The following is a 418-nucleotide window of genomic DNA, read 5'->3' as shown; positions in this document are numbered from 1 at the left end:
TGTCGAAGGTGGGACTGGCGATTGGGACGAAGTCGTAACAAGGTAGCCGTACCGGAAGGTGCGGCTGGATCACCTCCTTTCTAAGGAGCATCTAGATCCCGTAAGGGATCCAGAGCCACTACGTCGGCAAATGTTCGACGGTGGTCAGCTCATGGGTGGAACGTTGACTATTCGGCACAGTGTTTGGTTGGTCGCTAGTACTGCTTCGGCGTGGAAAGTGATGAGCAGGGCATTGTGTCGGGCACGTTGTTGGGTGTCTGAGGGTGCGGCCGAGAGGCTGTCCTTCTGATCCGGCCCCAGTGAACTCGTCTTTCGGGACGGGGTGGTGGGTGGCTGGTCGTTGTTTGAGAACTGCACAGTGGACGCGAGCATCTGTGGCCAAGTTTTTAAGGGCGCACGGTGGATGCCTTGGCACCAG

Annotated in this window: 1 rRNA gene; it reads left to right on the top strand. The window is 57.7% G+C overall.

The features are described 5' to 3' along the window. Positions 1 to 80, top strand: a 16S ribosomal RNA gene (locus IF19_RS0134335); the annotation flags it as partial. Positions 81 to 418 lie beyond the last annotated feature (338 nt).

The sequence above is a fragment of the Streptomyces californicus genome (assembly GCF_000717645.1).
Lineage (GTDB): Bacteria > Actinomycetota > Actinomycetes > Streptomycetales > Streptomycetaceae > Streptomyces > Streptomyces californicus.
Note: the sequence above shows the minus strand (reverse complement) of the source record. Positions and strands in the feature narration are given on the sequence as shown.